General features: G+C 63.6%; 1 protein-coding gene. It reads right to left on the bottom strand.

All coding sequences use genetic code 11. From position 1 onward, the window contains the following. On the bottom strand, positions 1-583 hold a 583-nt coding region (locus tag EN750_RS38070; protein ID WP_127399508.1), incomplete at both ends, for an LLM class flavin-dependent oxidoreductase.

Below are 583 nucleotides of genomic sequence, written 5' to 3'. Positions count from 1 at the left end.
GACAGAAGGTCGATGCCGACCTGATCCGGCAGCAAGGTCTGCAGGTATTCCTGCTTTTCCCGGCCTTCTGCTTCGGAGGCGGCGACAACAGGCAGGATGCCGGGCAGGATCTTGAAGCTCTCCGGCCGCCTGCCGTGGCGGGCCAGCCGCTCGTTGATATCCTGACGGTATTTGATGCCATCTTCCTTGGTGCTGTAGATGGCGAAGTGCGCATCGGCCTGGGCGGTGGCGAAGTTCTTGCCGTCCTCCGAGGAGCCCGCCTGGACGATCAGCGGATGGCCTTGCGGCGGCCGCGAGACGTTGAGCGGCCCGCGCACCTTGAAATGCTTGCCCTTGTGGTCGACGGGGTGGACCTTGTCGGGGTCGGCGAAATAGCCCGACGCCTTGTCGATCAGCAGCGCCTCGTCTTCCCAGCTGTCCCACAGCGCTTTGACGATATCGAGGAATTCGGCCGCACGCTCGTAGCGGAACGCATGTTCGATATTGCCGTCGCGGCCGAAATTGCGCGCCTCCTCGTCCATCGCCGAGGTGACGACGTTCCACGACGCCCTGCCCTTGCTGATGTGGTCGAGCGAGGCGAACA

Source organism: Mesorhizobium sp. M7A.F.Ca.ET.027.03.2.1 (assembly GCF_003999175.1).
Lineage (GTDB): Bacteria > Pseudomonadota > Alphaproteobacteria > Rhizobiales > Rhizobiaceae > Mesorhizobium.
Note: the sequence above shows the minus strand (reverse complement) of the source record. Positions and strands in the feature narration are given on the sequence as shown.